Origin of the sequence: Pontibacter populi, from assembly GCF_019336435.1 — a bacterium.
Taxonomy (GTDB): Bacteria; Bacteroidota; Bacteroidia; order Cytophagales; family Hymenobacteraceae; genus Pontibacter; species Pontibacter humidus.
The window spans coordinates 1,164,949-1,188,603 of record NZ_JAHWXQ010000001.1 but is presented as its reverse complement, the minus strand read 5'-3'; the positions used below and the strand labels follow the sequence as shown (position 1 = coordinate 1,188,603).

Below are 23,655 nucleotides of genomic sequence, written 5' to 3'. Positions count from 1 at the left end.
TAATTAAAAAATTAAAGGCAACAGTATTGGGACGTGCAAAATTAGTATTTTTTATTCTAATTTTCAATTTTATCTGCTGTGACTTACTTTTGCCGGCTTTATAGTTTTAACACTGAAACACAACATATGCAAGTAATTACGCAGGTTAACGAACTTCGCGAAACAATGCAGGCGCTGCGCTGCCGTGGCAAAAGCATAGGCTTTGTGCCAACTATGGGCGCCCTGCACGAAGGACACCTGCAACTGCTGCGCGCATCGGCAAATGATAACGACATTACGGTGTGCAGCATTTTCGTAAACCCCACGCAGTTCAACAACCCCGAAGATTACAATCTGTATCCGCGTACATTAGACGCTGACATAGCTCTGCTGCAAGCCACCGGGTGTGATTACATCTTTGCGCCAACTCCCGAAGCTATATATCCACAACAAAATATGCTGCAGTTTAGTTTCGGTAAGCTAGAGACGGTAATGGAAGGCGAGCACCGCCCGGGTCACTTTAACGGGGTAGCAACTATAGTTGGTAAATTCTTTAACATCGTGCAGCCGCACAAAGCCTATTTCGGGCAGAAGGACCTGCAACAGGTAGCTATAGTTCGGCAGCTTATTTTGGGGCTTGGTTTTAATATCGAGCTGGTGTGTTACCCAACCGTTCGCGAAACAGACGGCCTGGCTATGTCATCCAGAAACAAACGACTGAATGCAGACCAGCGCAAAATTGCGGTGAGTTTACATGTGGCCCTGGAACTGGCCCGGAAACAACTGGTGCAGGTGCCACTGCCGACTATAAAAGAAGCTGTAGCTGCCTATTTAAAAGATAAGCCGGAAGTAGCGCTGGAATATTTTGAGATAGCAGACCCGCTTACATTGCAGCCGCTGACAACTATAACCGATGTGCAGGAAGTGGCTTTATGCATTGCAGCCCACGTGGGCCCGGTGCGCCTTATTGATAACTTAGTAGTGAATCTTAGCGAAGTTTAAGTTGTTTAAACAGGGTAGTGGTAGTATACTTTCATAGTTTATCTGCTGCCTATTACCTAACTTTGCGCTTTATTTAGTTACAAACCATGTATATTGAGGTTTTAAAATCCAAGATTCACCGCTGTAAGGTAACTCAGGCCGAACTGCATTATGTTGGCAGCATCACCATAGATGAAGACCTGATGGACGCCGCCAATGTGGTGGAGAATGAAAAAGTGACCATCGTAAACATTAACAACGGCGAGCGTTTCGAGACTTATGTAATTAAGGGCGAGCGCGGCACCGGCACTGTTTGCTTAAATGGGCCAGCTGCACGTAAGGTGCAGGTAGGTGATATCGTTATCGTAATTTCTTACTGCAGCATCCCGTTCGCGGATGCAAAAGCTCACAAACCAACCCTGGTATTCCCGGATCAGCATAACCGCCTGGTATAACGCCACTGCATGAAAAAGCTGTTCTCCATTCTTAAATACGGTCTTTTGCTTGGCGTATCGGCATTGCTGATGTGGTACGCTTTAAAAGAGCTCGACTTTGAGAAAATGTGGGCAGAGTTGCAGAACGCCAACTATGGCTGGGTAGGGATTTCGCTATTAATGGGTGTAGCAGCTTACCTGAGCCGGGCTTATCGCTGGCAAATGCAGATAAAGCCAACCGGTTACCAGCCATCGCTGCACAATACCTATAATGCGATGATGGTTGGCTACATTGCCAACCTGGTATTGCCACGCATGGGCGAAGTAGTGCGTTGTAGCATGTTGCGTCGCTCAGACGGTATTCCTGTCAACAAGGGCTTTGGTACTGTAATAGCTGAGCGATTTGTGGATATGCTGATGCTGTTGCTGGCCATTGCTATTACTTTCCTTTCCGAATTCAGGCAGATCAAAGATTTCTTCCGGGAGCTTTTTTCCAGCAAATACAGTAACCTGGAGCAAACTATAGATTCCCTTTACTGGGTGGCCGGGTTCTTTCTGTTATCAGCTATAGTTATAGTTTTGGTTGGGTTACGTTACCTGAGCAGGTTACGGGAGAACAGTTTTTTCCAGAAAGCTGTGCAATTTGTGAAAGGCATGCTGCAAGGCGTGTTCAGTATCACCAAACTCGATAACCAGGCTGCTTTCTGGGGGCATACTTTTTTTGTGTGGCTGATGTACTACGGAATGAGTCTGGTCGTTTTTTATGCGCTGCCTGGTACAAGCAACCTTGGTTACGGCGCTGCACTTTCTGTATTAGTAGTGGGTAGCTTAGGTATGGCGGCTCCTGTGCAGGGTGGCGTAGGCGTGTATCATTTGCTGGTGCAGGCTACGTTATTACTTTACGGAGTTCCTGCAGAGGCCGGTATGGCGTACGCGCTGCTGGCACATACATCTCAAACACTTTTGGTAGTTATAATGGGAGTGCTTAGTTTTATAGCAGGTATGTTGCGCAAGCCAGGCGTGGTGGCAGCTCCTGATTCTAAAGCAATGGCAAACCATGAACTCAACTGATAAAATATTTACCCTTCCGGCCTTACTGGAGCAACTACAACTATGGCGCAGCCAGGGGCAAAAGATCGTTTTCACGAACGGCTGCTTCGATTTGCTGCACCTAGGCCACGTAGATTACCTCGAAAAAGCACGACAACTTGGCGATAAACTGGTGCTCGGTCTCAATACTGACCGGTCAATCAGCAGCATAAAAGGTCCGAACCGCCCGTTACAGGACGAAATGTCACGTGCCCGCGTAATGGCATCGCTTTTGTTTGTTGATGCAGTAGTGCTCTTCGACAGTGATACCCCTTTAGAACTGATAAAAACTGTGCAACCGGATATATTAGTGAAAGGCGACGACTATAGTATAGAGCAGATTGTAGGGCATGATGTGGTACAGCAAGCCGGAGGCGTAGTTAAAACAGTTCCCCTTGTTACCGGTTATTCCACTACAAGCATCGTAAAAAAAATAAAAAACCAATTAAACGAAAATAGATAATCATGATCTGGATAATAATGATTGCCATTATGCTTGCAAGCTGGCTTGTAAGCTGGCGATTAAAAAGCAAGTTCAAGCAATATTCTCAAATACCGCTAAGCTCTGGTATGAGCGGACGTGAAATAGCTGAGCAGATGCTGGCCGATAACGGTATTACAGATGTGCGTGTTATTTCAGTTGCTGGCCGTTTAACGGACCATTACAACCCAACAGATAAAACAGTAAACCTGAGCGAGTATGTGTACGATGCCCGCAGTGCAGCTGCCGCAGCCGTAGCAGCCCACGAATGTGGTCACGCCGTGCAACATGCTAAAGCGTATAGTTTCCTGAAGTTCCGCTCGGCCATGGTACCTGCGCTAAGTATCGCCTCGCGTTACATGCAATGGATCCTGCTGATCGGTATCCTGATGCTGCAGACAACACCTGTGCCATTGGCAATTGGGGTAGCACTGTTTGGCTTAACGACACTGTTCAGTTTTATAACGTTACCGGTAGAGTTTGACGCGAGCAAGCGTGCGCTGGCCTGGATAAGTTCTAACGGAATTGTAACCCAGCAGGAATACGGTATGGCAAAAGATGCACTGAAGTGGGCCGCTATGACGTATGTAGTTGCCGCACTAGGTTCACTGGCCACTTTATTATACTATGGTTCATTATTGTTGGGCCGTCGCGACTAACCTGCAAATGTTACGTATATAAAATAAACGCTGCCCTCTTCTGTTTAGTGGGTGGCGTTTTTTTTGCCCTCTATACTTTCTGATCATAGTTTACTGGCACAACATTGTATAGTTAGTTACAATAATTCGCGGTCAGGTTAAATTTATATTGTTGTATTTTATAGTTTTGTACCCGAAAAGTTATCGTTATACCATATCCGATTTATAAATAATATGAACTTTCAGTTAACAGAAGAACATCTGGCAGTACAGGAAGCCGCCCGCGAATTTGCACAAACAGAGCTTTTGCCTGGCGTAATCGAGCGCGATGAACACCAGAAATTCCCGGCAGAGCAGATTAAGAAAATGGGTGAGCTTGGCTTCTTAGGAATGATGGTTGATCCGAAGTACGGCGGTGGCGGTATGGATACCATCTCTTATGTGCTGGCTATGGAGGAGATCTCTAAAATAGATGCTTCTGCTTCTGTGGTAATGTCGGTTAACAACTCGCTAGTTTGCTGGGGCCTGGAGAAATATGGTAACGAAGAGCAAAAGCAGAAATACCTGACAAGATTAGCTACTGGCGAAATCATCGGTGCTTTCTGTTTATCGGAGCCGGAAGCTGGTTCTGATGCCACGTCGCAGCGCACAACTGCTGTTGATATGGGCGATCATTACCTGCTGAATGGTACGAAGAACTGGATCACGAATGGTAGTACAGCTTCTGTATACCTGGTAATTGCCCAGACAGATGTTGCCAAAGGTCACCGTGGTATTAACGCACTTATAGTAGAGCGTGGCATGGAAGGCTTCGAGATCGGCCCGAAAGAGAACAAGCTGGGTATCCGTGGCTCAGACACGCACTCGCTGATGTTTACGGACGTGAAAGTGCCAAAAGAAAACCGCATTGGTGAAGATGGCTTCGGCTTTAAATTCGCTATGTCTACGTTGTCTGGTGGTCGTATCGGTATTGCTTCGCAGGCATTAGGTATAGCATCCGGTGCGTACGAGCTGGCAGTTAAGTACGCTAAAGAGCGTAAGGCGTTTGGCGTGGAGATCGCGAAGCACCAGGCTATCCAGTTTAAGCTGGCGGATATGGCTACAAACATTGAAGCAGCGCGTCTGCTTTGCCTGCAGGCTGCTTACGATAAAGATACACATGCTGACTATGGTAAGTCTGGTGCTATGGCAAAACTTTTTGCATCAAAAGTAGCGATGGATACAACTATAGAAGCAGTGCAGGTACACGGCGGATACGGTTTCGTGAAAGAGTACCATGTTGAGCGTTTAATGCGCGATGCAAAAATCACACAGATATACGAAGGTACTTCAGAGATACAGAAAATAGTAATTTCGAGAGAACTGCTAAAGTAGAAATGCTTGTAAAAATGTGTTTCTGTGCAGCTTAGGCTATCTATAGGTTTTTTCGAATTAAAATTTATTTTTAAAATTTAATTTGAATTTTATAAAGATTAGTCTTAGCTTTAAGCCATAATTAACGGGTTTATAGTATAAAAGTTAGTTGGTTAAACAATGGAAGATTACAATAAAATTATTGAATCGCTTGGGGTGCGGTTCATTAAGGCTAAGAATCTGGTGTTGCAACAGCCGTTCACGGTACGCAACTACTATGATGTTGGCAACAACCTGATACTGCTGCATAAAGGCAGTATATCCTATGGCGATGAGGAGCAAACGGTAGAAGAGGGGGAACTGCTGTTTATTCCGGGTGGCCGAAACACACGTGTTAGATACGGTGCTGGTGACGGGAAGGTGATTTCTAACGATGACCTGATCACGAATAAAGAGAAGTTCTTTAAAAATAACAGCGATCTTGACCTTATCGGTGATGCAGAAGAGAGCCACAGCTTTGTAAGTTTCGAAGCGAAGGTATTTGACTCTGTAAACTTCTTTTCATCTCTGGATGTGCCTGCGTTCCTGATCTCAGGAAACAACAAGCTGGCCAACCTGGTGATAAAAGTGGTGGAAGAAAGCATGCAGGATCTGCCAGGTAAAGAGCGTTTGATCAACATCTATACAGAGAATATTGTAGTAGAAGTTGTGCGTCATATACTTCGCAACAGAATGTTTGTGGAGCAACTGGCAACAAACAGTACTTACTTCAAAGATCCACGCCTCATAGACCTGTTCAACTATATTAAGGAGAACTTAGGTGGCGATCTTTCTAACAAGGTGCTTTCTAACGTTGCGAACGTATCGGAGGATTATGTAGGCCAGTACTTCAAAATGCTGACTGGTATTAACCCTCAGGATTACATTGAGTACCAGCGTATGGAGCGTGCCGTGTTCCTGCTAAGAACTACTAAGAAGAGCATCCGCGAAATTGGTAAAGAAGTTGGTTACAAAGATACTGCTTACTTCTGCCGCAGATTCAAGATGATGTTTGGTATTCCTGCCGGTAAGATGCGTCGCCGTGAATCAGCGATGAACATCTAAGGCAAGATTATAAGAATGAACTATAGAAGAAACCTCGGCCAGAAAGCCGGGGTTTTTTTCTATATGGTTACCCACCACAATTACATCGGCGCCTGCCTCTAAAGCCGCTTTTGCCTTGTCCGCGGTATTAATGCCGCCGCCAACTATAACCGGTACTTCAACAGCTTCGCACACGGCCGTAATCATCTCAGCACTTATAGGTTTTGCCGCTCCGCTACCCCCATCCAGGTACATATACTTTAACCCAAGCAATTCGCCGGCCATGGCAGTGCTGGTAGCAATAGCAGGCTTGTCGTAAGGGATAGGCGTAGTACCGCTCATGTACGAAGCAGTGGTCTGCCGGCCACAGTCTACTAACATATAGCCGGTTGGGTACACATGCAGGTTGCTGGCTTTCAAAATTGGTGCGGACAGTACATGCTGCCCAATCAGGAAATCGGGGTTCCGGCCCGAAATTAAAGAAAGCAACAGGATGCCATCTGCTTGTTTATCGATGTGCAAACTGTTGCTTGGAAAAAGTATAACCGGTATCTGGCTATGCTGTTTAATCAGTTGAATAATTGTTGCCTGATTTTCTGTTGTTATCAGGCTGCCACCTACAAAAAAGAAATCGACGTGGCTGGCTTCGCTCATATGCAGCAGTTGCAGGCAGCTTGCTTCATCCAGGTTATCGGGGTCTAGCAATACGGCAAAGTGCTTTTTGCCTGTTCGGTTGTTCTGCTGTTTTTCGCGAAGAGTGTTAAATGGCATGCTTTTCTGAGGCGCTTTGTACAACTGGGTCTGCTTCGGTAGCCGGAACAGCTTTAGCTGCAATATCGGTATTTTCAGATTCAGTATGCATGCGTTCTGCTGCCTTTTTAGTAACATACGCCACAAGCAGCGCAACGCCTTCTAAGGCCATTGTGCGCGCATATGGAGAGTTTATAACGCGCTGCACCAGGCCTGGCCCGGATTTTACCTTCTGCTTCTTTTCCTTTTTTGCCTTTTGTTTAGCAGCAGTTACGGCCATCGGCTCTTCAGCCGTAAAGTCTGTTACTGTTCTGTGTGCTATCGGGTCGTAGTCCGGTATTGGGTGCGATACGGGTATAGTTCCGGCAACAGCAGCTTCGCCTTTTTTAACTTTGGTTATTTTTGAGGCTTTTTTTTTATCGTTGCCGGTAAACATACGTCTGATTAGCAGGCCGGCCAGCACAACGCCCCCAGCAATGGCTACTTTTTTGCCTATTTCCTGCCCCTGACTTTTAATCTGCTCTACGTCGCCCATCAGGGCATTTCTGTACTCTTCTTTCTGACGCTCCAGAAATTCCCGCTGGTTATCAAACAATGGATTGTTAAGCTCGCTCATATTGATTTTTCTCTTTTATCAGTCTTATAAATTGTGTTGTCAAATGTTTTGTCGGCCATGCCCTGGAACACTTTTTTATCTAAACCAACTACAAGTATAACCAACAGCACAATGTAAAATAAAGCGATGATGCCGAAGCCCCAGAACGTACTATCCAAAAGATGGTTTAAAAGCAGGCCCAGAAAGATGTTTACAAAAATAAGGCACATAAAGCCCACCAAGCCTAGTAATATACCATGTGTTGCCCCTACAAAAGCTACCTTTAGCTTATCCTGTATCTCTAATCGTATAATATCGATGCGAGTATCGATGTAACCCATCAGGTTATCGATAATATGAGTGTTTTTTTCTTTCGTGCCGTTATCTTGCATTGCCATAGTTTTTAGCTTTTTTTATTGCTTACCCTGTATACGCAGGTGTATTCAAATATTTACGTAAAGTATAATTACATTGCTACCTTACATACAATTAAGGCTAAAAATGTGTTTTAATTACCTTTAATGTCACCCAGAGTTTAAGCTTAACTGCATTGGAACAGAATTTTTATACCGTACTTGGCATTGCCCCGGCAGCTACCCAGCAAGAGGTAAAGCAGGCGTATAAAAAACTGGCCGTTAAGTACCACCCTGATAAAAATCCCAATAATAAACTGGCCGAGGATAGGTTTAAGCTTGTTAATACGGCTTACCAAGTGTTGTCTAACCCTGGCAAACGCGCCCGTTACGACCTGAAACTGCAGTACCTACGTGAGCGTGAGCGGGTAATACAGCAGTACCAGCCCTATTATAACGACCGCTACCGTTACACCAGGCAGCCTGCCCCGGTTTCGGAACGCTACTACCGGCCTATCCGAACAGAAAAGCACGAGTTTTCGCGGAAAGATCTGTACATAACCATTGCTTTTGTAAGCGGAATCTTACTTTTCAGCCTGCTGCTGAAAGTAGTAATGGACCACATTGCCGGTGAAGATAAATATAAAACAGCTTTAACCTATATAGCTGACGGTAAATACAGTAGTGCGCACCGCATGTTGTCTGATGCGATTAATTTTAAGCCCGAGCACGCTGCTGCTTACAAAGAAAGAGGTTGGCTGGAGCTAAATGTTTTTGAAGATTACGAAGCTGCCCTGCAGGATTTTAACCAGGCAATCGCTTATCAGAAAAAGCCGTCGGCAGATGTATATTTTATGCGGGGAGTTAGTCGGCAGCACCTGGCAAGTTACCTGCAAGCTGAAGCGGACCTGAACCGGGCCATTCATTTAAACGAGAAACTATGGGACGCTTACCTGGCACGAGGAGAAGTACGCTTGTTTTACCTGCAGAAATATAAGCCAGCTCTCAGCGATTTCTCAACCTACCTGCGCTACGGCACAGATAAGGAAAAGCGGGTAACTGCCCTGACCTACCGCGGTTTTGGCTACTATAAAATTGAAGCACACAAGCTATCAGAGCATGATTACCGCCGCGCCCTTGCTACGGATAAAGAAAATGGAAGAGTAAATTACCTGATGGGCAGAACCAAAATGGAGTTACAGGAGCCGGATTCAGCCTGCATCTATTTTAACCAGGCGTATGAGCTGGGGTATTCTGCTGCTTTGCTGGAGCTGAGGGCTAATTGTTATTAGCTATAGTTTCGGAGGTTCTATCTAAAGCCAGGTTGTAACTGCGCTTATAAACTATAGTTGAAGCTCGGAGAAAGAACACGAAAGTCTTGACACGAAAGTCTTATAATCGGCTGCTGGTATGTTACACCTAAAAACTTTGCTTTCATCATCAGCTGCGTGTAAATCCAGAAGATTATTTCGGCGTTATAGTTGTGATAAGCTTAAACGCATCAATTAACTACAAACTATAGTATAGATGCAGGAGCAATATAAGCAACAAGAGATAGAGTGAAATAAGGGAAACTATAGTTCAGGCAAACTATAAAGAATCAACCAGGAATGGCTTAAAAACAAAAAACCCTTGCCGTTTCTGACAAGGGTTCCGTTGTGGTGATGATTGGAATCGAACCAACGACACAAGGATTTTCAGTCCTTTGCTCTACCAACTGAGCTACATCACCAGCTCTGTTGTGTCACCCTTTTCCGTAAGGGTATGCAAAAGTAGCAACTAACTTTTAAGTAGCAAACATTCCGGCTAAAAAAATTTTAAAAAAGGCCTATATATGCGTTTGTTCTTATTAAATGCTATCTTTATCTATAAATTGGTATGTATAACGAATAATTTACCGTGATAGGAATTTCAAACATTATCTTCCTGATTGTGGCAGCCATAGGCATTGGCCTTTTTGTGTGGCAGATCCGCAAAATCCGAAAAAACATACAGCTGGGCCGTGACCTTGTACTAGAGGACAACCCCTCGGAGCGTATCAATAAAACATTGCTGGTGGCCTTTGGGCAGCAGAAAATGTTTAAGCGTATGTTGCCGGCTATCCTTCACCTGTTTGTTTATGTAGGCTTCCTGGTCATCAACATCGAAGTGCTGGAGATCCTGATCGACGGTATTTTCGGAACGCACCGTGTGCTGGGCTTTATGGGGCCGTTTTACGATGGCCTGATGGCAGTGAACGAGATATTGGCAGCGCTGGTAATTGTGGCTTGTGCTATCTTCCTGTGGCGACGTAACGTAACGCGCGTTCCGCGCCTGGCAACAGGCGTAGAAATGCGTGCATGGCCTAAAATGGATGCCAGCATTATCCTGATGATCGAGATCGTTCTGATGTTTGCCCTTTTCGCCTTTAACATTGCCGACCTGAAATTAGCAGAACTGAGAGGCCACGAACTGGCAGGCGCTTTTCCGGTGAGCAGCATGTTTGTCAATGCCTTTGGCGCTGATGCCGGCACGCTGGCAACTATAGCAAGTGTAGGCTGGTGGATCCACATCATCGGTATCCTGGCATTTATGAATTACCTGCCAAGCTCCAAGCACTTCCACATCATCATGGCTTTCCCGAACGTGTACTTCTCTAAACTGGTACCAAAGGGCAAAATGACAACCAACCCAGCTATTACGCACGAGATAAAAGCGATGCTGGACCCAAGCTACCAGCCACCGGCACCGGAAGTAGATGCAGAAGGCAACCCGGTAATACAGCGCTTCGGAGCAAAAGATATAGAAGACCTGACCTGGAAACAGATGATGGATGCTTATACCTGTACCGAGTGCGGGCGTTGTACTTCAGTTTGTCCGGCTAATATTACAGGCAAACTACTTTCGCCGCGCAAGATCATCATGGATACCCGCGACCGCATGGAAGAAAAAGGCGAGCATCCAGCTATCTTCAGGCCAAACCATTACAAAGAGATGGGCGTGGAGCGCGTGGAAACTACAGAAGAGAAGACGTTGCTGCGTGGCTACATCACACCGGAAGAACTATGGGCCTGCACTACCTGTAATGCCTGCGTAGAATCCTGCCCGGTAAACATCGATCAGCTATCTACGATCATGGACCTGCGTCGCTACCTGGTACTGGAAGAATCGGCTGCACCGGCATCGCTTAACGCTATGTTTACTAACATAGAGAACAATGGTGCACCATGGGCGTTCCCGGCTTCTGACCGCTTTAACTGGGCCGACGAACTATACTTACCAAGCAAGAACTAGACAAAAGAATTTCCAGATAAAGAACATAAGTCATTGATGCTGGGCCTAAAAGTTAAGTCCTTTGTCTTTTGTCAAACTGTCCTTAGTTTATTACAAATACTCAGATGGAAGAAAATAAAAAGTTAATAAAAGTACCTACCATGGCCGAAATGGCTGCCAATGGTCAGGAACCGGAAGTGCTGTTTTGGGTTGGCTGTGCCGGCTCTTTCGATGATCGTTATAAAAGAGTAACCCGCGCGTTTGTACAGATTCTGGAACATGTGGGCGTAAAATATGCTGTATTAGGTACTGAAGAAAGCTGCACCGGCGATCCCGCCAAGCGTGCCGGTAACGAGTTCCTGTTCCAGATGCAGGCGCTTACCAACATAGAAGTACTGAACGGCTATAACATTAAAAAAATAGTAACAGCCTGCCCGCATTGCTTTAACACCATCAAAAACGAATACCCTGACCTGGGTGGCAACTATGAGGTTATTCACCACTCTACGTTCCTGCAGCAACTTATAAACGAAGGGAAAGTACATGTGCAGGGTGGCGAGGCATTCAAAGGCAAGCGAATTACGTATCATGATTCCTGCTATTTAGGCAGAGCCAATGACATTTACGAAGCGCCGCGCGATGTGCTGGCTGCTTTGGATGCTGACCTGGTTGAAATGAAGCGTAGCCGCGCCAATGGACTATGCTGCGGTGCCGGTGGTGCCCAGATGTTTAAAGAAGCAGAGCCAGGCCGTAAAGAGATCAATATCGAAAGAACCGAAGAAGCTCTGGCTACTTTAGGAGCAGAAGGTGTAATTGCGACAGCCTGTCCGTTTTGCATGGTAATGATGAACGATGGCGTGAAGAACAAGGAGCAGGAACAAAACGTAAAAGTGTTCGACATCGCTGAGTTGATAGCACAAGCCGAAGGACTTACTAAATAATTGTTGATCGCTGATTGTTAATTATTGTAGAATCTATATTTCATATTACAGTTAACGAGCAACAATCAACAACTAACAATTAACAATCAATATGTATATTCCGTTTGATGAGCTGCCACCGCAGGCGCGCGTCTGGATTTACCAGGCAAGCAGACCGATAACTGAGGCAGAACGGGCTGAAATAAAACCGTTATTGCAGGCTTTTGCAACTGACTGGAGCAGCCATGGCAATGATCTCCAGGCATCGGCAGAGTTGTTGCATAACCGGTTTTTGGTATTGGCGAATAATGAAAGCGCCACAGCATCCAGCGGGTGCTCTATAGATAAGTCGGTTAATTTTGTGCGGGAGCTGGAACAGCGGTTCAATGTTTCATTTTTAGACCGTTCGCAGTTAGCTTTCCTGAAAGATGGAGACATGGAGTTAGTAAGTGTTGGTCAGCTGAAAGACAAAGTAACTGCCGGTGATATAAATAAGGATACCTTATATTTTGATACGCTCGTTACCAACTATGGCGACCTGCAGGCCGAATGGCCACGGCCGGCGCAACAAAGCTGGCTTTCACGTTACTTTTAGAAATCTGCCTACTACTTAAGACATAAAAAGCACATGCACCAGATGCCAGACGCTACCCAGTTAACCAGAAGCCTGAAGCACATTTGCTTACTGGCCTTGCTTGCTTTGTTTGTAAGTGCATGTGGAGCAGGGCAGTACCTGGGCAAAGGTGATAAGCGCTTCGAGATGGAGCAGTACGACAAAGCCATTGAGTACTATAAGCAGGCGCTGAGCAATTCTAAAAACCCTGGTGAAGTAAACTATAAAATCGCGGAGTCTTACCGTCTATCGAACAGGTTAGCGGAAGCGGAGCCATTTTATAAAGCAGCCCTCGACGGCGGTTATCGCAAAGAGCAGGCATATTACTACCATGGCATGGCCCTGAAGGCAAATGGCAAGTACGAAGAAGCCCTGAACCAACTACAGGACTATGCCAATATAGGCACCAACTCCAGGTTAAAAGGACTGGCTGCCCGCGAAGTGGAGAACTTTGGGCAACTGAGCGAAATTATGCGTGGCAAGTATCCATATGAAGTTCAGAACCTGCAGGCCCTGAATACCGATGGCTCTGAATTTGCGCCATACATCCTGAACAACGAGCTGATATTCTCCTCTACCCGTGAGCCGGGCAAGGCATACATGGGGAACGGCGAAGGCTTTATTGATATTTACGCGACTACCCTTACAGACTCTATGGCTGAAATGGGCGGAGCCGTTCGTAAGTTCGAAAGCGTGAACCTGGAAGGTATACACGATGCACTGGCAACTTTTGCAAACGACGGTAAAACAATGGTTTTTGCACGTGGCAACGAAGGTTCCAAGAAAGGCCGGCAGAACGTAGATCTTTTCGTTACTTATTTCCGCTCCAATGCCTGGACCGAACCAAAGCTGCTAACTATAAACGATGCCCGCGCCTGGGATTCTTCACCAGCTTTCTCACCGGATGGCAAAACACTCTACTTCTCATCAGACAGAAAAGGCGGATTGGGTGGCAACGATATCTATAAAGTAACTATAGATGAGAATGGCCGCTTTGGAGCACCAGAGAATTTAGGACCAGACATTAACACGCCGGGTAACGAAAGCTTTGTGCATGTAGCTCCTGATGGCACCTTGTACATTGCCTCAGATGGTTTGCCGGGCTTAGGTAACCTCGATCTGTTCAGGGTAGAGAATGGAAAGCCTGTAAACATGGGCACGCCTGTAAACTCTTCCGGAGATGATTTCAGTATTTACTTCCAGAGCAATACCCGGGGCTTCTTTTCGTCGAACCGCGAAGGTGGTAAAGGTGGCGATGATCTTTATAGTTTAGTTAAGTCGCAACGCAAGCAGGTTAATTTTTATGTAGATGGTACCGTATTCCTGCGCCGCGAAGGAGCTAAAGAGCAAACTATAGTTCCGAACCAGTTGGTTGTACTACAGAACGAAAAAGGCCAGAAAATAAAAGAAACTACTTCCGATGCGGAGGGGAAATTCTCTTTTGCCCTGGATACAGCCTCTACTTACTCGCTGATCTCTGAAAAAGCAGGTTTCTTTACAGCACGAAATCGTATTACGACAGTAGGTAAAATACCATCGCAGGATCAACTGCTGGAAGATGTTAACGACATCCGTCTGAAAACGACGCTGGTGCTGAATGAGATCGTGAAAGAAAAGCCAATTGTGCTGGAAAACATTTTCTATGATTTCGATAAAGCAGATATACGTCCGGATGCGACTTTGGAACTGGATAAACTGGTGGAGATACTGCAGGATAACCCGAACATCTCCATCGAGCTAAGCTCACATACCGACGTTCGTGGGTCTGATATCTATAACCTGGACCTGTCGCAACGTCGTGCAGAGTCGGCTGTGGAGTATATCATCTCGAAAGGTATAAGCCGAAACCGCATTACAGCTAAAGGCTATGGCGAAACCAGGCTGGTCGTTAAAAATGCGAAAACCGATGCCGAACACCAGCGTAACCGACGTACTGAATTTAAAGTGGTACGTATACAGGAGTAATCAGTGTAGCGCTACATAAGAGGGCAGCTGGAGTTTATACTTCAGCTGCTTTTTTATTTCTGAGCCTCAGAATTAATAAGGTTTGTGAGATTAACAGGATTGGGGAGACGAAGCTCCTGCTAGCGTCTAGTCTATTGCTAACTTCTCTTATGTCATTTCGAACAGCGTGAGAAATCTATCTCGGCTTATAGTTTGATTTTCTACTATCCGAGCCAAACTATACTTTCAAATAACTTCAAATCCTAGGAGCTCTACTTGCCTACAGTTTCAATTCAGCTTTGGTGCCCCCACGGCCGGGAGGCCCCGTCTTCGGACATCGCGCTGCTGCTTTCTTGCTTCCCTCGTAACCTCGGATTGCCTATCGGCACCGCAACAAATCAAAGGCGCTCCACCCAAAGACTGATAGGTTTCGCATAGCTGTAGTTTGTCTATAGTTGGAGCCGGTAAGCTTCGAGCTTTATCGTGGTTGTAATTCCAAGGGGACAGGTAAACTTGTCCTGCTCATGGTCTGTAACTATAGTTTAGAAATTTGTAATAGCAGAATTGTCCCCTTGAGGGGACTATAGGGGTGTTAAATCAGAAAAAATAGAACTGTAACCTCAACTACAACTACAGCAGAAATTCCCCTCTCGGGAGGGGCAGGGGTGGGTTAAAACGACAACTATAGAAACTCCAACTCAACTATAGCGATAAGCCCCATCCTGAAAATCCTTTAATCCTGTAAATCCTGATTCAGACAATTCCTGCCCCTGTCAGGCCAGCTAGGTTACAAACGCAACCCCATAAAAGACACGGGTTGCAAACCCGCGCCAGCAAAAACCAATATGAATAACTATAGCTCAGGCGGAAATCAATTTACCATTCAATATTACCTCTGCACAACTTATTTCAAGGATTACAGCGCTTATCCCGGTTGCTTTGTTAAATTTGTAAGCAAATCATCTCGAACTATGGAAAACAGATATTTGCGCCGCGGCGTGTCGGCTTCCAAAGAAGATGTGCACAACGCCATCAAGAACATCGACAAAGGCATTTTCCCGAAAGCTTTCTGCAAGATCATTCCGGATATACTGACCGGCGACCCGGACTACTGCAACATCATGCACGCCGATGGAGCCGGTACCAAATCATCTCTAGCGTACCTGTACTGGAAAGAGACCGGCGACCTGAGCGTTTGGAAAGGCATTGCCCAGGATGCTGTGGTAATGAATACCGATGACCTGCTTTGCGTAGGCGCTACCGATAACATCCTGCTTTCATCAACGATTGGCCGTAACAAGCACCTGGTTTCCGGAGACGTAATTGCGGCTATTATAAACGGTACTGAAGAAGTGCTGCAGATGCTCCGCGATAACGGAATCGGTATTTATAGTACCGGCGGCGAAACTGCGGATGTAGGCGACCTGGTACGCACTATTATAGTTGACAGCACGGTAACAGCCCGCATGCGCCGCGACGAGGTGATCAGCAACCACACCATACAGCCCGGAGACGTTATAGTTGGTTTTGCCTCTTTTGGCCAGGCCACTTACGAAACGGAGTATAATGGCGGTATGGGTAGCAACGGCCTTACATCGGCCCGTCATGATGTGTTTCATAACTACCTGGCGGCCTCGTACCCTGAAAGCTACGACCCAGAATTGCCTGTGGACCTGGTTTACTCCGGTACCAAACGCATGACCGATATAGACAAGGAAACAGGTATGGAAATAGGTAAACTGGTGTTATCGCCGACAAGAACTTATGCGCCTATAGTTAAAGCTATTTTGCAGGAGCACCGCCAGCACATACACGGCATGGTGCATTGCAGCGGCGGCGCCCAGACCAAAGTGCTACACTTCACCGATAAGGTACACATCATAAAGGATAACCTGTTCCCAACGCCGCCATTGTTCCGCATTATACAGGAGCAAAGCCACACCGACTGGAAAGAAATGTACAAGGTGTTCAACATGGGCCACCGCCTGGAAATTTACCTGCCGCAGCAATACGCGCAGGAGCTGATCACAATTTCAAAATCCTTTAATGTGGATGCCCAGATAATTGGCCGCGTGGAAGCCAGCAAAACCAACGAACTAACCATAAAAAGCGCTCACGGCGAGTTTTACTACGAAGGCTAACTATAGCTGTAACTATAAATTTACGAAAAGCCGCAGGTATAAAGCCTGTGGCTTTTTTGTTGCCCGGAAGTTACAGATGGTCATTAAAAGTGTGGTTTTTTAACATAGAATAACGGCAGATTAAATGCAGGAGCTTATTCTAAGGACTTTGGCTAATAGTAAGTGATGTTACAGATGGTGTGAAATAGCCTTTTATAGTTGGACTTTAATATTTAGATTGTGCTATATTCCTAGACTTGTCCAATATATGAAAACACTATTCCTGTCACTTACCCTTTCACTTAGCTCATTAACCGCAGTTGCCCAGGTTAATCCTGACTCAACAGAAAAATCCTTAAAACGAGCTTATGTAGGGCTAAGCTTAACTACAGTTACCTATCATATTTACTATAAAGATGGTGAAGAACTAGACGGAATTAAGTCAGGATATTTTACTCCTATAGCTTTACATGCGGGATATAATCTTAGTGATAGGTTAAGCATACAAATAGGTGTAGGTTATGGTGGCAGTAAAGATAAACTTGAGTGGTCCTTGAATCAAAATAATAATGATCCTGTAAAGTACAGACAGTATTCTAAAACTAATGTTTTAGCAGTTCCTGTTACTGCACAAATGATTTTTCTAAAAGCGTTCAAACGGTTTCCTGTTTATGGAACAATAAGCATGATTCCTTCTTTCGGTTTTACAAAAGCTGAAACTCAGGAAATAAGAAACGGTGAAACAACAGCTAGTAATTCGAGTGTAAACGGCATGAACTTATTTGCTACCGCGGGGCTTGGTGTGAACTATAAGATAAGCAGTAGATTCTACGGCCATGCTGAATACTTATTTTATAAAAGAAATCTTACCGGTCAGAATTCCTTTCATTACGACTGGGAACAATACTCGCCTATGGGGAGACGTATCTATAAATCTCTTGGCTTAGGAGTAAACTATAAAATATAGTTTCGTTATCAGAAAAGCCGCAGGTGGAAATTTGCAGCTTTTTTGCTATCTATTGATCAGAGAATAAACCAGTTGTAACCACTCAAAACTATAAATTCAAACTATAACAGCAAAAACCTATATAAGTGGCACAGAAATTGAGTTGGGCAAAGTATAGCATTTAAACTATACTACCATGAGAAAGCTTCTACTTCCGCTCCTGCTTGTGCTACTGGCGATGCCGGTATTGGTACAAGCTTCTGTGCTAACTTTCAGAGCCCCTGCCGGCGAGCCTTTTTACCTGAAACTGGATGGCAAACTGGTAAACCACAAGGCTTCAAACTTTGTGCGTGTTGATCATCTGCGCCCGGGCAAGCATTACGTGGAAGTGAAAGTGCGCGGCCGCTACCGCGATTACCAATTAGGTACTAATGTATATGTGCGCCACGGTTTCGAGACCAACTATGGCGTAGATGTAGTGGAGCGCAAAGGCAAATTAAAGCTGAGAGTGCTGAGCGAAGTGCCGTTGTTGCCGCCGCCGCCGGTTGTAGTTCCACGTGTACCATATCCGCCAGCAGAACCCTACAGACCAGCGCCACCCCGTTACGACGACCGTTATGATACCCGCGACCGTTGCGATTACCTGATGAGCCGACAGGATGTAGACCGCTTAGCTGATGCCATGAAAAGCCGCAGCTTCGAGAGCACCAAACTAACGATAGCCCGCGAAGCCCTGCGCAACAGCAGCATCCTGGCCGAAGACCTGAAATACCTTCTGCAGCAGTTCGATTATGAAAGCACAAGAGTAGAGTTCGCCAAATACGCTTACGACTACGTGTGCGACCGCGAGCGTTTCTACTACGTGTATGACATCTTCAAATTCGATAGCAGCGTGAGGGAGTTGGAGAAGTATACCAGCCGCAGGCGCTAGTTAGAAAGTTGGGAAGTTAAAAAGTTAGAAAGGTGTAGAGGCGCGATACTTTGCGTCTTTCTTCCACAACGATGTAAAAATTGAGTGTTAAAGTTAAAGTGTTAAATAGTTAAACAGATTGTTTGTGATGTAAAAAGCCGCTCCCTTAATAAGGAAGAGCGGCTTTTTCATTTAAAAAATCATCATAGCGCGAGCGTCCTCGCTCGTGTTTAGTATAGGGTGGCCTCCGGCCACTGTAAAAGGTAAGTACAAATATTATTAAAGGGCCGGAGGCCCAACTATAGTTAGTCACGAGCGAAGACGCTCGCGCCATGTTCTGATTTTTAATAAAAATAAAAGCCGCTCCCGGAAAACTCCGAAAGCGGCCTTATAACTATAGTTCAGAGTTAACTTTCTAACTTCAATAACTCCCAAACTCTCTAACTCTTAAACTCCAAAACTATCTCAGTCTGTCTACTGATCTTACCAGGTCTTCGTCGCGTTTAATGAAGCGGTTGGCCAGGGCATTGAACAGTAATCCCAGCATCGGCATATAAAAACCAGCCTCGTACGAGCCGTTGTCGGTTCCTTCTATCATTTTGGCGCCAACATAAGTAGCATAATAAAACGACGTTCCGAAAAGCGCAGCTAGTACCAATGTATTTAGTAAGCCCAGCTTCATCTGGTTCAGGCGGCTACGGAACTGGAAGATCTCTACCAGCGCAACTACAGCAGCAACTATAGCCAGCAGCCCGAGAGCAATAGTGCTTTTAGACGGAACAGTGCCGGCAGCGGTAGCTTCGCCATCAGCATTAAGTACCTGCGATTTCAGCTCCCAGGCAGTAAGTACAATCGTTTCGCCGGTTGCGGCATCAGTTTTAGACCAGAGCGGTAAGAACAGCATCGAAATAACGGCCAGTACCAGCAGAAACAGAAATACGGATTGAATTCTTTGTATCATGTGTAGGTTAATTTAACTTGCAAAGCGTTGCAAAATTAGACAAAGACCTGTAAAACTAAAATAATGAATTCAGCTTACATCATAGATATAGTTAGAACACCTGTTGGCAAGTTTGGCGGAAGCCTTAGTACGGTGCGTCCAGATGACATGGCCGCCTTTATTTTAAGAGAGCTGATGGCCCGGAATCCGCAGGTAGCGCCGGAGTTGATTGAGGACGTAGTATTGGGAGCTGCTAACCAGGCCGGCGAAGATAACCGCAACGTTGCGCGTATGGCGTTGCTTTTGGCTGGTTTACCACTGCAGATCGGGGGCGTAACGGTTAACAGGCTTTGCGCTTCGGGCTTGCAGGCTATCATGGATGCCAGCCGTGCTATTAAAAGCGGCGATGGCGACGTATACCTGGCCGGCGGCGTAGAAAGCATGACCCGTGCTCCGTTTGTAATGGCAAAGGCTGAAACTGCTTTCAGCAGAACTCCCGAGATTTACGATACAACCATAGGATGGCGCTTCACAAACCCAACCTTATCTAAACTGCATCATCCGTTTGCTATGGGCGAGACGGCCGAAAATGTTGCGGAGCGCGAAGGTGTTTCACGTGAAGCGCAGGACGAGTTTGCTCATAATTCGCAGCTAAAGTATAAAGCAGCCCACGAAGCCGGTAAATTCAGAGATGAGATCATCGCTTATCCTGTTCCGCAACGCAAAGCTGATCCTATTATTTTCGATACGGACGAGCATCCACGGTTATCAACTATAGAAAAGTTAGGCCAGCTAGCGCCGGCGTTTAAAAAAAGCGGTAGCGTAACGGCAGGTAACTCGTCGGGTATAAACGATGGTGCAGCAGCTTCGCTTATAGTTAGCGAAGAGACCGTGAACCGACTTGGCTTAACGCCAATGGCACGCGTGGTTTCGGTGGCGGTGGCTGGTGTAGAGCCAAGCCATATGGGCATGGGGCCGGTTCCGGCAACTTTAAAAGCACTGAAAAGAGCAGGCTTAACTATAAACGATATTGGCCTGGCCGAAATAAACGAAGCCTTTGCCGCGCAGGCCTTGCCATGTGTACAGCAATTGGGCATCGATCCGGCTATTGTTAACGTGAATGGTGGTTCTATTGCCATTGGTCACCCGCTGGGTGCAAGTGGTACACGTATTTCAGCAACGTTGCTGCACGAAATGAAGCGACGCGAAAATGTGCGTTATGGCCTGGCAACCATGTGCGTGGGTGTAGGGCAAGGCGCTGCGATCATCTATGAGAAACTATAGTAACAAAAATTTCAACTATAAAAACCCCGTTTCTGGTAGCAGGAGCGGGGTTTTGCTTTTTATGGTTGGGAAATGGAACTATAGTTGATAAAGCTGGCACTGCCTTTGTATATAGCAAAACAACATATTAACTGAAGCTTATGAAAAAGGTATTGACAATTGTATTGGTAGCAGTGCTGACGATAGTTGGTCAGGCAGCCATAGCGCAGGGTAACAGCAACGCCAGAAGCAAGAGACCTGAGTTTGTAAACGAGAAACATCGTGCCCACGCCGGATGGAAGCGCGAAAAGGCTTACGCTAAGCATAACAAGAAATATAAAAAACACGACCGCGACGATGATGACCGTTGGGAAAGAGATGAGGATCGCAGAAGGGATGACGATAGAAGAGTAGAGCGCGATTACCCTTGGGAAAGAACAGCTGAGCAACGTCGCGTAGAGGAAAGACGTCGTGAAGAAGAAAAGCGCCGTGTAGAAGAGCGCAAGCGTGAAGATGAGCGCCGCACCCCAAGAACTATACGCGATGTAGTTTTTGAGAGAACCGGCAGAAGTAATTAAACATACCTAACAGTGACCCAAAGCCCGGCTATACTTTGTGTAGCCGGGCTTTTTATGTGCTATAGTTTAATGCAGCTTTCAAAGGAAATCATAACTTTGTTGCATGCGGTATTTCTTAGAGATAGCCTACGACGGCACACGTTTCCACGGGTGGCAGATACAGCCCAATGCTATTTCGGTGCAGGAAGTGCTGGACGACAGCCTGAGTAAAATATTGCGCGAAACTATAAACACGACCGGCAGCGGCCGTACCGATACCGGCGTACATGCCAGTCAGCAGTTCGTGCATTTCGACTCAACTCAGCAGCTAGATCCGCAGCACATTGTTTACCGCCTGAACCGCATTTTGCCAGACGATATTTCTGCCTATAATTTATACCCGGTGCACGACGAGGCGCACGCCCGTTTTGATGCCTTTGCCCGCACATATCATTACCACATCACGCTCACCAAAAATCCGTTTAAGCGCTACTACGCCTGGTACCATAGCAAGCCGCTGGATATAGGATTGATGAATCAGGGAGCAACTTTACTTTTAAAGTACGAGGATTTTACCACCTTCAGCAAAGTAAAAGGCGATACCAAACACTACCGCTGCAATATGTACGAAGCTTGCTGGCAGCAGCAGGGCGATTCGCTGATCTTCACGATCAGAGCGAACCGGTTTTTGCGCGGAATGGTGCGGCTTATAGTTGGCGCGTTGGCAGATGTAGGCCGTGGTAAGCTAACGGTAGCAGATTTCGAGAACATTATTGCCAGCCAGGACAGGAGCCTGGCCAGTGGCGCAGCTCCCTCCGAAGGTCTTTACCTGGCCAGTGTAGAGTATCCGGAGCCTTTATTTCAAAACATCACCCAAACCAAACTATAAAATTCTATGCAACTAGAAGAAGACCATCGTGGGCCGCATTTAAACGGTAAGCACCTGCGGCCAGAAAGCTTAATGATGAGTTATGGGTACAACCCGGAGTGGTCAGAAATGGCTGTGAAAGCTCCCATCTACCAGACATCTACTTTCGTTTTTAAGAACGCTGAAGAAGGCAAAGCATTTTTTGAACTGGCTTACGGCCTGCGCACCAAAGATGCCGAAGAGCAAATGGGCCTTATCTACAGCCGCCTCAACAACCCTGACCTCGAAATTTTAGAAAACCGCCTCCGCTTCTGGGATGGTGCCCAGGATGCAGCTGTTTTCGCAAGTGGTATGGCTGCTATCAGTACCATGCTGCTGGCTCTGCTTAAACCTGGCGACGTTATCCTGCACAGCGAGCCAATTTATGGCGGCTCTGATTACTACATCAAAAACATCCTTCCGAAATTCGGTATTCAAAGCATCGGTTTCAGGGCCAACATGGAGGCGCACGAAGTAGATGAACTGCTGGTTGCCTCTGGTGTGGCTGATAAACTGGCCATGGTTTACATCGAGACCCCTGCCAACCCAACCAACCATTTAGTGGACATCGAAGCCTGCGCTACGCTGGCCAAGAAATATTCTACAGAAGACAGAAAGGTTATAGTTGCTGTTGATAATACGTTCCTTGGTCCGCTGTTCTGCCACCCTTTAAAGCACGGCGCTGATCTGTTGGTTTACTCGGCTACCAAGTACATAGGCGGCCACTCTGACCTTATTGCCGGCGCCTGTTTAGGTTCTGTGGAGCTAATGAAGCAGGTAAAAGCCATGCGTACCTTTATGGGATCTATGGCCAGCCCGTGGACAGGCTGGATGCTGATGCGTTCGCTGGAGACCTTGAAGATACGTATGGAATGCCAGGCGCGTGGTGCCGAAACCGTAGCGGCGTATCTTAAAAATCATTCGAAAGTAGATCGTATTTATTATCTAGGCGATCTGCAGGAGAACCCGCACCAACAGGCCATTTACGAAAAGCAGTGCCTGTCTGCGGGCTCTATGATCTCGTTTGATATTAAGGGCGGCGAAAAAGAAGCCTTTACCTTCCTGAACAACCTGAAACTGATAAAACTGGCTGTAAGCTTAGGCGGAACAGAATCGTTGGCAGAACACCCGGCCTCCATGACCCACTCCGACATCTCTCCGGCTGACAGAGCTGTGATGGGAATTGGGGAAGGCATGGTGCGTATTTCGGTAGGTGTGGAGCACCCTGACGATATAATAAACGACATAGAGCAGGCGCTTGAAAAGGTGCCGGTTAGCGTAAACAGTTACGTATAAGTAAGAACAGTATACTAACAAACAAAAGAGCCGCAGCTTTATAGTTGCGGCTCTTTTGTTTTCAAGAATTCAATTAATTATATATTTAATATAATGATTTTTATAAAAAGTTGAAACCAATCTGCTGGGTTATCGTTGGGATATATAAGTAAAATTATATATGTGCGTGTGCAGGTGAGTTTAAATGCATCATACGGAGGTTGTTTAGTAAAGTATACAAACTACTGAGGTAAAATTACTCCAAACACCTT

Annotated in this window: 23 protein-coding genes and 1 tRNA gene; 19 read left to right on the top strand and 5 right to left on the bottom strand. The window is 46.1% G+C overall.

Translation table 11 applies throughout. The annotated features are described in order from the left end of the window. Window positions 1-126 precede the first annotated feature (126 nt). The 7 genes from panC (at window position 127) to KYK27_RS05110 (ending at window position 6,059) form a co-directional block, all read left to right on the top strand. Window positions 127-981 carry a pantoate--beta-alanine ligase gene (gene panC / locus KYK27_RS05140; RefSeq protein WP_199108906.1) on the top strand — a complete coding sequence of 285 codons (855 nt, stop codon included), beginning with the start codon at window positions 127-129 and terminating at the stop codon, window positions 979-981. Window positions 982-1,067: 86 nt separating this feature from the next. Then, window positions 1,068-1,415 (top strand): aspartate 1-decarboxylase, encoded by a 348-nt coding sequence (gene panD, locus KYK27_RS05135; RefSeq protein WP_162428040.1) that lies wholly within the window; start codon window positions 1,068-1,070, stop codon window positions 1,413-1,415. 9 nt (window positions 1,416-1,424) lie between these two features. Further along, entirely contained in the window at window positions 1,425-2,465 is a 1,041-nt protein-coding gene (locus KYK27_RS05130) for a lysylphosphatidylglycerol synthase transmembrane domain-containing protein (protein ID WP_199108905.1), read from the top strand. Then, the gene (rfaE2, locus tag KYK27_RS05125) at window positions 2,452-2,946 is read left to right on the top strand and encodes a D-glycero-beta-D-manno-heptose 1-phosphate adenylyltransferase (RefSeq protein WP_199108904.1); all 495 of its coding nucleotides are present in this window, start codon (window positions 2,452-2,454) and stop codon (window positions 2,944-2,946) included. Before KYK27_RS05130 ends, rfaE2 begins: the two co-directional genes overlap by 14 nt. A 17-nt stretch (window positions 2,947-2,963) precedes the next feature. Next, a complete protein-coding gene (locus tag KYK27_RS05120) occupies window positions 2,964-3,623 on the top strand; it encodes a zinc metallopeptidase (protein ID WP_199109242.1) in 660 nt (219 codons plus the stop codon). A 213-nt stretch (window positions 3,624-3,836) separates the two neighbouring features. Continuing rightward, window positions 3,837-4,976 (top strand): acyl-CoA dehydrogenase, encoded by a 1,140-nt coding sequence (locus tag KYK27_RS05115; RefSeq protein ID WP_199108903.1) that lies wholly within the window; start codon window positions 3,837-3,839, stop codon window positions 4,974-4,976. Between the two features lie 159 nt (window positions 4,977-5,135). Further along, the gene (locus KYK27_RS05110; protein ID WP_199108902.1) at window positions 5,136-6,059 is read left to right on the top strand and encodes an AraC family transcriptional regulator; all 924 of its coding nucleotides are present in this window, start codon (window positions 5,136-5,138) and stop codon (window positions 6,057-6,059) included. Here KYK27_RS05110 and KYK27_RS05105 read toward each other — a convergent pair. The 3 genes from KYK27_RS05105 to KYK27_RS05095 are packed head-to-tail and all read right to left on the bottom strand — an operon-like array spanning window position 6,042 to window position 7,781. After that, window positions 6,042-6,809, bottom strand: coding sequence for a geranylgeranylglyceryl/heptaprenylglyceryl phosphate synthase (locus tag KYK27_RS05105; protein WP_199108901.1), 768 nt, complete (start codon window positions 6,807-6,809; stop codon window positions 6,042-6,044). The genes KYK27_RS05110 and KYK27_RS05105 overlap by 18 nt on opposite strands. Further along, the gene (locus tag KYK27_RS05100; RefSeq protein ID WP_199108900.1) at window positions 6,799-7,404 is read right to left on the bottom strand and encodes a hypothetical protein; all 606 of its coding nucleotides are present in this window, start codon (window positions 7,402-7,404) and stop codon (window positions 6,799-6,801) included. The genes KYK27_RS05105 and KYK27_RS05100 overlap by 11 nt, the downstream gene beginning before the upstream one ends. Further along, complete coding sequence (locus KYK27_RS05095) at window positions 7,401-7,781, bottom strand: phage holin family protein (RefSeq protein WP_233150255.1); 381 nt, start codon at window positions 7,779-7,781, stop codon at window positions 7,401-7,403. The genes KYK27_RS05100 and KYK27_RS05095 overlap by 4 nt, the downstream gene beginning before the upstream one ends. Window positions 7,782-7,933: 152 nt before the next feature. Between KYK27_RS05095 and KYK27_RS05090 the strand changes: the two genes are divergently transcribed. Further along, window positions 7,934-9,028, top strand: coding sequence for a tetratricopeptide repeat protein (locus tag KYK27_RS05090; RefSeq protein ID WP_199108899.1), 1,095 nt, complete (start codon window positions 7,934-7,936; stop codon window positions 9,026-9,028). A gap of 367 nt (window positions 9,029-9,395) precedes the next feature. On the opposite strand, the gene KYK27_RS05085 is transcribed toward KYK27_RS05090, so the two are convergent. Then, window positions 9,396-9,468: transfer RNA gene (locus KYK27_RS05085), tRNA-Phe, on the bottom strand. Between the two features lie 167 nt (window positions 9,469-9,635). Between KYK27_RS05085 and KYK27_RS05080 the strand changes: the two genes are divergently transcribed. From KYK27_RS05080 to KYK27_RS05050, 7 genes are all read left to right on the top strand, one after another. Continuing rightward, entirely contained in the window at window positions 9,636-11,009 is a 1,374-nt protein-coding gene (locus KYK27_RS05080) for a 4Fe-4S dicluster domain-containing protein (protein ID WP_199108898.1), read from the top strand. 140 nt (window positions 11,010-11,149) lie between these two features. Next, window positions 11,150-11,929, top strand: a complete 780-nt coding sequence (locus KYK27_RS05075) for a (Fe-S)-binding protein (RefSeq protein ID WP_185195435.1) — start codon at window positions 11,150-11,152, stop codon at window positions 11,927-11,929. Window positions 11,930-12,020: 91 nt separating this feature from the next. Beyond that, window positions 12,021-12,503 (top strand): hypothetical protein, encoded by a 483-nt coding sequence (locus tag KYK27_RS05070; protein WP_199108897.1) that lies wholly within the window; start codon window positions 12,021-12,023, stop codon window positions 12,501-12,503. A gap of 33 nt (window positions 12,504-12,536) precedes the next feature. Continuing rightward, window positions 12,537-14,486 (top strand): OmpA family protein, encoded by a 1,950-nt coding sequence (locus KYK27_RS05065; protein WP_199108896.1) that lies wholly within the window; start codon window positions 12,537-12,539, stop codon window positions 14,484-14,486. Between the two features lie 950 nt (window positions 14,487-15,436). Beyond that, complete coding sequence (locus tag KYK27_RS05060; protein ID WP_199108895.1) at window positions 15,437-16,606, top strand: AIR synthase related protein; 1,170 nt, start codon at window positions 15,437-15,439, stop codon at window positions 16,604-16,606. Window positions 16,607-16,853: 247 nt separating this feature from the next. Continuing rightward, the gene (locus KYK27_RS05055; RefSeq protein WP_199108894.1) at window positions 16,854-17,552 is read left to right on the top strand and encodes an outer membrane beta-barrel protein; all 699 of its coding nucleotides are present in this window, start codon (window positions 16,854-16,856) and stop codon (window positions 17,550-17,552) included. A 175-nt stretch (window positions 17,553-17,727) separates the two neighbouring features. Beyond that, the gene (locus KYK27_RS05050; RefSeq protein ID WP_199108893.1) at window positions 17,728-18,462 is read left to right on the top strand and encodes a DUF4476 domain-containing protein; all 735 of its coding nucleotides are present in this window, start codon (window positions 17,728-17,730) and stop codon (window positions 18,460-18,462) included. 439 nt (window positions 18,463-18,901) lie between these two features. Here the strand turns inward: KYK27_RS05050 and KYK27_RS05045 are convergent, their stop codons facing one another. Beyond that, window positions 18,902-19,402 carry a DUF4293 domain-containing protein gene (locus tag KYK27_RS05045; protein ID WP_199108892.1) on the bottom strand — a complete coding sequence of 167 codons (501 nt, stop codon included), beginning with the start codon at window positions 19,400-19,402 and terminating at the stop codon, window positions 18,902-18,904. A gap of 63 nt (window positions 19,403-19,465) precedes the next feature. Here KYK27_RS05045 and KYK27_RS05040 point away from each other — a divergent pair, with 63 nt between their 5' ends. The 4 genes from KYK27_RS05040 to KYK27_RS05025 all read left to right on the top strand — a co-directional run bounded on the left by KYK27_RS05040 (window position 19,466) and on the right by KYK27_RS05025 (window position 23,404). Further along, a complete protein-coding gene (locus KYK27_RS05040; RefSeq protein WP_199108891.1) occupies window positions 19,466-20,665 on the top strand; it encodes an acetyl-CoA C-acyltransferase in 1,200 nt (399 codons plus the stop codon). A gap of 140 nt (window positions 20,666-20,805) precedes the next feature. After that, complete coding sequence (locus KYK27_RS05035) at window positions 20,806-21,222, top strand: hypothetical protein (protein WP_199108890.1); 417 nt, start codon at window positions 20,806-20,808, stop codon at window positions 21,220-21,222. Between the two features lie 103 nt (window positions 21,223-21,325). Next, window positions 21,326-22,090 (top strand): tRNA pseudouridine(38-40) synthase TruA, encoded by a 765-nt coding sequence (gene truA / locus KYK27_RS05030; protein WP_199108889.1) that lies wholly within the window; start codon window positions 21,326-21,328, stop codon window positions 22,088-22,090. 6 nt (window positions 22,091-22,096) lie between these two features. Next, entirely contained in the window at window positions 22,097-23,404 is a 1,308-nt protein-coding gene (locus tag KYK27_RS05025) for a cystathionine gamma-synthase family protein (protein ID WP_199108888.1), read from the top strand. Window positions 23,405-23,655 lie beyond the last annotated feature (251 nt).